Annotated in this window: 5 protein-coding genes; 4 read left to right on the top strand and 1 reads right to left on the bottom strand. The window is 69.5% G+C overall.

Translation table 11 applies throughout. The features are described from left to right. Positions 1–114 precede the first annotated feature (114 nt). A complete protein-coding gene (locus tag PSD17_RS23140; RefSeq protein ID WP_339124493.1) occupies positions 115–2,268 on the bottom strand; it encodes a WD40 repeat domain-containing protein in 2,154 nt (717 codons plus the stop codon). Between the two features lie 313 nt (positions 2,269–2,581). Between PSD17_RS23140 and PSD17_RS23135 the strand changes: the two genes are divergently transcribed. From PSD17_RS23135 to PSD17_RS23120, 4 genes are all read left to right on the top strand, one after another. After that, positions 2,582–3,061 (top strand): hypothetical protein, encoded by a 480-nt coding sequence (locus PSD17_RS23135; RefSeq protein WP_339124492.1) that lies wholly within the window; start codon positions 2,582–2,584, stop codon positions 3,059–3,061. Positions 3,062–3,275: 214 nt separating this feature from the next. Then, positions 3,276–5,057: a DNA cytosine methyltransferase gene (locus tag PSD17_RS23130; protein ID WP_339124494.1), complete on the top strand. Its 1,782-nt coding sequence runs from the start codon at positions 3,276–3,278 to the stop codon at positions 5,055–5,057. A gap of 991 nt (positions 5,058–6,048) precedes the next feature. Continuing rightward, a complete protein-coding gene (locus tag PSD17_RS23125; RefSeq protein WP_339124491.1) occupies positions 6,049–6,288 on the top strand; it encodes a hypothetical protein in 240 nt (79 codons plus the stop codon). Beyond that, a partial coding sequence (locus PSD17_RS23120; RefSeq protein ID WP_339124490.1) for a relaxase/mobilization nuclease domain-containing protein occupies positions 6,285–7,507 on the top strand: 1,223 nt, incomplete at its 3' end. The genes PSD17_RS23125 and PSD17_RS23120, both read left to right, overlap by 4 nt.

The raw sequence follows: 7,507 nt of genomic DNA, 5'->3' as shown, positions 1-7,507 counted from the left end.
CATCAACCCCTACCTGTCCTGACCACCTTCCTAGATCGACTTACACAGACTTCTTGACAGGCCCCGCGTTTTGCTGTTGCGCGATCCCGTGCACGCCAACGATCCGCAGTCCGCTCATATACTCCCCGTTCGAAAGTCGACGGCCGCCCACAAGCTCGGACCGCCCGCCACAACGCACAACCCGTCCTCGGTGGGAACCGCCCCGAGTGCGGCCACGGGAGCTGGCAGCCCGAGTTCCGTCCCGAGCAGGGTTCGGTTGGAGAGGTCCCACACCCGGACTGTGTCGTCCCGACTGCCGGTGACCGCGAGCGCCTGTCCGTCGGGCAGTACCACCGCCGCTAACGCCTCCACCGCGTGGGTGTGGCCGACCAGCTCGCCGATCTGCTCGCCGGTCTCGAGGTCCCACACCCGCGCCGTCGGCTCCTGGCTGGCGCTCACCGCGAGCGCCTGTCCGTCGGGCAGCACCACCGCCGCTAACGCCTCCACCGCGTCGGTGTGGCCGACCAGCTCGCCGATCTGCTCGCAGGTCTCAAGGTCCCATACTCGCACCTCCCCATCGTGGTCACCGCTCACAGCGAGTGTTCGTCCGTCGGGCAGGCCCACCGCCGTTACCGCGGCGACGTTGTGGGTGTGGCCGTTCAGCGTGCCCTTCGGTGCGCAGGTCGCGAGATTCCACACCGTGAGCGGGAGGTGCTGCCGAAAATGGGCAATCCCGTGGCCCAGAGGGTCGGACATGACGGACTCCACCGTCAGCGTCGATCCGCCCGTGACTGCGAGTGCTCGCCCGTCCGGCAGTGCCAGGGTCGCCATCGCCCCCAACGGGCCGGGGCGGCCGATCAGCTCGCCGATCTGTTCGCCAGTCTCAAGGTCCCGCAGCTGCACGGTCTCGTCCGAGCCACCGACGAGTGCGACCGTTCGCCCGTCAGGCAATACCACTGGCGCCACTCTCTTCACCGGCCGCGAGCGGTCCGCGGCCGAGCTGTCCATCACCCGAGGCCGCGCTGCGAGGTCCCAGACCCGCATCGTGTTGTCCCCGCTGCCACTGATCGCGACGGTTCGCCCGTCGGGCAACACCACCGCCGCCACGTCGACCATGCCGCGGGTATGGCCGACCAGCTCGCCTACTTGTTCGCAGGTTGCGAGGTCCCACACCCGCACCTCGTTGTCACGGCTGCCGATGACTGCGAGCGTTCGCGCGTCGGGCAATACCACCGCCGCCACTGCTGTCACGCTGCTTGTGTGGCGCCTCAGCTTGAGCTCGCCTACTTGTTCGCAGGTTGCGAGGTCCCACACCCGCGCCTCGTTGTGACTGCTGCCGGTGACGGCGAGCGTTCGCCCGTTGGGCATCACCACCGCCGCCACTGCTGTCACGCTGCCTTTGTGGTGGGTCAGCTTGAGCTCGCCTACTTGTTCGCAGGTTGCGAGGTCACACACCCGCGCCTCGTTGTCACGGCTGCCGGTGACGGCGAGCGTTCGCCCGTCGGGCAATACCACCGCCGCTACTGCCTGCACGCTGCCTGTGTGGCGGGTCAGCTTGAGCTCGCCTACTTGTTCGCAGGTTGCGAGGTCCCACACCCGCACCGGACCCCCGTCACTGGTGACGGCGAGCGTTCGCCCATCGGGCAAGACAACAGCCGTCATGACGTCTACTGCGCGGTCGGTGCGGCCAGTCAGCGCGCCGATCTGTTCGCAGGTCGCGAGGTCCCACACCGTTGGCTCGTAGCCGCCGGTGACAGCGAGCGCTCGCCCGTCGGGCATCACCACCGCTGCCGTTCTCATCGACCAGCCGCGGCCGATCAGCTCCCCCACCTGCTGCCCGGTAAGGAGGTCCCACACCAACGCCGTCACGTCTTCGCCGGCCGTTACCGCGAGGGCCTGACCCTCCGGACCTGCCGCCAGTCCGATCGACCGGAACGACTGCGTCACCCGCCCCAACACCACACCGTCGGCGGCGCTGCCGCCACGGTCGAAGCGCGCCCAGCGCGGCTGCCAAGACGTCTCAGCACTCGGCCGCACAGCAAGACCGCCCGAAGTAGACGCGAGGCGGAACCGGAGAGCGGCCGCGTTGGCCGCCGGTTTGTTCCAGTGCCAACGGTGGTGAATCTGGAGCCACTCGGCCGCGACAGGACCCGTGTCGCGGCTCGTTGACCTGTTGAGCAGCAGGGGCCGAAGGCGTGCTTCGTCGACGAACGGAAGGAACTCGACCGAGAGGAAGCGGTCGTCGAGGACACCGCCCGCCGCGGCGTGCTCGGCCGTGTGCCGTCGCACGTAGGGGGGCGGAGTCACTGGCCGGCGGTTCAATTCTCGGCGCACCGCGAGCGGGAGAAGCTGCTCTGCGATCCGCCTCTCGACGTCAGCTACCTCCGCGCGTAGCGCAGCGTGCTGACTGGCAGCTTCTCCATCGTCCCCCACCGGAGCCCCTCTCTCCCAACGTGTATTCGGCTTGCACCACAATTGTGTTTCTCACTGGAGGCCTGCGGACGTGGCCGAATCGCGTCGGTGTCGAGGTCGCCTGCCTGGATGCCTGCTCAGCCGTCTTGCTCGTCAATGGGTGGGTATGACGCCTCATATGGTGGGTGCTGTGGCGCGAGCGCAGCGAGAGATGATCGAGGGGCGGCCCCACATCAACCGTGCCGCGATCGAGCAGCAGGTCGGCATATCCGAGCAGACGCAGGCCAACCTCTACGCCCAGCGCGAGACCAACGGCCATCCGGAAGGGGTCCGGATCGGCCGTGTCCTGTGGTTTGACGAGGAGAAGGTCCTGGCCTTCTACTGCGATCGCGCGAGAGCCAAGCAGGCGTCGCTGACCGAAGTCGACCGCGGCGGAGACCCGGGCGAGCTGTGCGACGTCGCGAGCGCGACAAAGGTGCTGGGCTACACCAGCGAGTCGACGATCCGAGCGTTCCTCGCTGCCAACCCGGGCTACTTCCCGGAGCCTGATCACGTCGAGTTTCTGCCGTCGGGCCGGCTCCATCGGCTATGGAAGCGGTCGACGTTGTGGGAGTTCGCCGACGGCAGGTCCCGTCCCGGCCGTCGCGGCCGCGAGCGGCCGAAGACCTGAGCAGCGCGGTCGCCGACGGCATCGGGGACAAGGGGCTGGCCCCTCGGCCATCCGGCAGAGTTTTAATCCGTAAAGGGGGGCACCTAGCACTTCTAGCTGGGAAAACGGTTGATCAACACCGCATAACGCTGTAGAATAGTAAGTGTTCGAGCGGGACGGCAAACCCGCATCGACACAGCCCAGCCCAGCCACCAGGAGGTGCCGCTTGTTGACCGTGACCGACCTGTTCTGCGGTGCAGGAGGATCGTCGTCCGGCGCGGAATCTGTGCCCGGCGTGAAGGTCCGGATGGCCTGCAACCACTGGGACTTGGCCATTGAGACGCACAACCACAACATGCCGCACGCCGACCACGACATCGCCGACATCGCCGAGGTCGACCCGCGCCGGTACCCGCGCACCGACCTGCTGTGGGCGTCGCCGTCGTGCACGTTCTGGTCGCAGGCGCGGGGCGAGCGCCAGGACTTCGCCCAGCAGCCAACCGAGCCGACCCTGTTCGATCTCGCCACCACCGAGGACTGCGAGGACGAGGAACCGGCCGCCGTCGAGGCCCGGGAGCGGTCCCGCGCCCTGATGCAGGACGTCCCGCGCTTCGCCGAGTACCACCGCTACCGCGCTGTTTTCGTCGAGAACGTGACCGACATTCTGAAGTGGGTTCACTTCGGCAAGTGGGTCGCCCGGATGCGCGCCCTGGACTACGACCATGAGGTCCTGACCCTCAACTCCGCCTTCGCGCACCACCTCGGCGCCCCGGCACCCCAGCTCCGCGACCGCGCATACGTGGTGTTCTGGCAGCGCCGCTACCGGCGGCCGGACTTCGAGCGCTGGACCCGCCCGCAGGCTTGGTGCCCGGACTGCAGCGAGGTCGTGACCGCGATCCGGGCCCCGAAGAACCCGGCACGTTCGCAGAACGTGCAGGGCATCTACGGCGCCCAGTACACGTTCCGGTGCCCGCGGATCAGCTGTCGAAATGCCGTCGTGCAGCCCTTCGTCCTGCCCGCGGCCGCGGCCATCGACCTGTCCAACCCGGGGGAGCGGATCGGTGACCGCAAACGGCCTCTCAAGCCGAAGACGCTCGCGCGCATCGAGGCCGGCTTGCGCCGGTACTGCCGCCCAATCACGCTGGAGGCCGCGGGCAACACCTTCGAACGGCGGCCAGGGGTGCGCACCTGGCCGATTGAGGATCCGCTGCGGACGGTGCACACCTCCGCCTCGAAAGCTGTCGCCTACCCGCCGCTGGTCGGCGTCACCGCCCGCGGTCCCCGCGAGCTGGAGACCGGCTGGGACCGTCTGACCGACGGGCTGCTTGTGCCTGTGGAGGGCCGCGACGGCAAGGTGGCAGCGCCGATCTCCCGTCCGTTCCGCGCCCAGACCGCTCGCGCTGAGACCGGCCTTCTCGTCCCCGCGGGCGGGACGTGGAACGACGAGGCCCGCCACATCGACGAGCCGATGCGGGTGCGCACCACACGCGAGACCGACGGGGTCGTGGTGGTGCCGCTGCGCAACCACAACCGGCCCAAGGCCGTTGGCGAGCCGCTCGACACCTTCGCGGCCTCCGGGAATCACCACGGACTGGCCATGCTGATGCGCAACAACACCGGGGGAGCGGAGATGTGCACGCCCCTCGACGAACCTGCTCGGACCATCACGACAGCCGGGCACCAGTCGCTGGTCTCGTGGAACCCCGAGATCCTGTACGCCTACGACAGCGGCACATTCCGGGCCCTGAACCAGCCGCTCCCGACCCAGACAACCGTCGAGGGCGACGCGCTCCTGGAGCACGAGCTGGCCGTCGAAGAGTGCCGATTCCGGATGCTCACTGTCGACGAGGTCAAGCTGGGCATGGCGTTCGCCGCGGACTTCGTCCTGCTGGCCAGGGCCAAGCGAGACCGAGTGAAGATGTGCGGCAACGCCGTCACCCCGCCCGTGGCGCGCGACATCATCGCGGCGGTCGTCGAGGCGGTCACCGACGACACCGTCGACCATCTAGCGGCCTGACAGGGTTCAAAGTTCTCAGAACACAAGGCGGCCCCGTCGTTACGGCGGGGCCGCTTTGGTGCGCATTAGCTCCGCCGGTTCGAGGGCAATTGACGGGGTGGAGTGCTTGATATAGCGCGTCAGATCGTGCTTTGGATCGAGGTCCAACAGCGGTCTGGGCTAGCCGGCAAGTGCTGGTGCTTCCGGGATGTTCTGTCCCGGATGCTGGTGCTCGACCGCAGCGACTTCCCCGCCAGCGGGGGGGTTTGTGCGCCGCTGCCGGCGGCGTCCGCGGGGGAGATGCCCGCGCTCAGGGGTGAGGCCTGCCTCCGCCAGCTCGGGCTCCGTCCACCCCGCCCGTACCGCGTCATCGAAGCGCTTTTTGTAGGTGAGGCGCGCTTCACGGAGGGCGTCCTCAGCAGCGGCTGCTGCAGCCTCTGCTTGGTCGACTCGACTTCCGGCGTCCGCGAGGTCGGCGACGACGTCGACCTTGCTTTGCAGGAGCCGGCGGGCGGCGTCGACGGCTTCCCGGCGAGAGGGCGTGCGTGCAGCAGACATGCTGCGGACCGTAGCGCCCCCATCAGGCAGCCCGAAAGATCTTTCCGCGCCCGGGTTGCTCGCCCGGGTGGTTCAGCGGGCGTCTTCCGTCCGTCGACCCTCCGCATGGCGTCTCCGACCCGCTTCGGCGGCGGAGCAAGATATGCGTTTTCCCGGGGAAAACGCGACAAGCGGCCGGAGCTGCTGCCAAGCTGATCAAGCGGGACAGGCTGATCGGCCGGGCCTTCGGCCGTCGGAACGAGGAGGTGATCTGGTGGGGGGCGGACCGAGTCGGCGGGCGCGGGCGGAGGGCGGCCGACCGCACAAGGTCACCGTGCAGTTCTCGGATGCGGAACTCGCGGCTGTGACTGCGGCTGCAGGGCGGGCAGACCTTGCTCCAGGCGCTTGGCTCGGTGTGGTCGGGGTGCGTAGCGCTGCTGAAAGCGTGCCCTCGCCGGCTACGGCTTGGGGCCCGGTGATGCAGGACCTGATGATGCTGCGGGCGGAGCTGATGGAGCACCGGCGCGTGCTGCGCAACGTCGGTGGCAACCTCAACGACGTCGCCCGGCACGCCAATGCGACGGGTGAGCTGCACGCGGCCACAGCGCGGGTGCAGGAGCTGGTGGCGCGCACCGTCGAGCGGGTCGACGCTGCGGTCGCGGCTGTCGAGCACCTCGGTGGGCAGGCTCGCCTGGAGCGGCGGGCGTCGCGGTGATCGCGAAGATCTCCCGCGGCTGGCGTGTGGGCGGGCTGGTCCGGTACCTGATGGGGGCCGGGCGGTTCAACGAGCACACCAACCAGCACGTCGTCGCGAGCTGGGATAGCGACCCGCAGCGCCACCAGCCGCAGCGGCGGCCGGATGGTGAGTTCGACGTGGCTGGGCTCGTCGACGAGCTCACCGAGGCCGCAGAGGCGGCAGGAATCGCGCAGACACCGCCGCCGAGGGTGACGGGGCAGCGTGTCCCTCGCGGCCCGGTCTGGCACTGCTCGCTGCGCAACAGCGCGACCGACCGAGTGCTGACCGACGCTGAGTGGGCGGAGGTCGTCGAGGACCTGATGGACCGCACCGGGATCGCTGCCCGGGGCGACCTCGGTGGTTGCCGCTGGGTCGCGATCCGGCACGCCGATGACCACGTGCACATCGCCGCGGTCCTCGTGCGCCAGGACAACGGCCGGCGGGTGCACCCGCGCAACGACTACCTGCGCGCCCGAGAGGTGTGCCGGGACGCCGAGCAGCGTCACGGCCTGAGCCCGACCGCCCCGGCGGATCGGACTGCTGCGGAGCCGGCGACCCGTGCCGAGCAGGAGAAGGCCCAGCGGCGGGGCGAGACGGAGACCAGCCGTGAGTGGCTGCGTCGCGCGGCCCGGACCGCGGCGGTGCAGGCACAGGATCCGGAGGAGTTTTTCCGGCGACTGGCTGACCAGGGGGTCGCGGTGCTGCCGCGGGAGATGCCGGCAGGCCAGCTTGTCGGCTATGCGCTCGCCGCACCGGGCGACACGAACGGCGACGGTATGCCGGTGTGGTTCTCCGGCCGGAGCCTGGCGCGGGATCTGTCCCTGCCGAAGCTGCTGGAGCGGTGGGCCTCGGCTCCGCCTCCGGCCCAGCCGTTGCCGCCCAAGGCTCACGAACGGACCCGGGTGGGCGCTGCCGAGCGTGCCGAGGCCGTCGTGGACGCAATCAGCGCGGTCGAGCACGCCACCGCAGCACTGGTCGCCGGCGAGCACGACGTCGCGGCGTCGGTGGCGCACGCGGCCGGGGACATGGTCACCGCGGTGTGCACGGTGACCGGTAAGGCCTCCGAGCTGGACCAGGTGCGGCGGGAGGTGGCCGAGCGGTTCGATCGCGCGATCCGGACGCCGGGCGTGGGACAGCCGCGGCGGTGGGCTCCGGTGGCCGCCGAGCTGCGGACCGCGGCGTGGCGGTTGATCGCGCT

The organism is Pseudonocardia sp. D17 (genome assembly GCF_036984265.1).
Taxonomy (GTDB): Bacteria; Actinomycetota; Actinomycetes; order Mycobacteriales; family Pseudonocardiaceae; genus Pseudonocardia; species Pseudonocardia benzenivorans.
This window is presented reverse-complemented; position numbering and strand designations above follow the sequence as displayed.